General features: G+C 46.4%; 1 protein-coding gene. It reads left to right on the top strand.

All coding sequences use genetic code 11. The features are described 5' to 3' along the window. Positions 1–321: hypothetical protein (locus R0J87_RS19190; RefSeq protein WP_498888232.1), on the top strand; the 321-nt coding region annotated here is incomplete at both ends.

The following is a 321-nucleotide window of genomic DNA, read 5'->3' as shown; positions in this document are numbered from 1 at the left end:
AACATGCGCAATTGGCGTTCAACCCTCGCGACTACTCAGGTAAAACGGTCGACCTTACCGGCAAGGATATTGCTGTCGCTATCTGGAATAGTAAAGGCATCATGTACGAAGGGACAGCCAGCTTTGATTCAACGGCTCAATTAATTCGACTGACGATCAATCAAATCTTGCAGCACGGTGATTTCCAAATCGAATTTACCGTAACCGACGCGGCAGATCCTGACTATCGCCGAAAGTTCCCATCTGGTGAATATGAAGGAAAGATTTACATCAAGCCTTCTGCAGACAACATCGACTTTATCGGAGTAAGCATGACGACAG

The organism is Halomonas sp. SIMBA_159, assembly GCF_046536035.1.
Lineage (GTDB): Bacteria > Pseudomonadota > Gammaproteobacteria > Pseudomonadales > Halomonadaceae > Vreelandella > Vreelandella venusta_A.
This window is presented reverse-complemented; position numbering and strand designations above follow the sequence as displayed.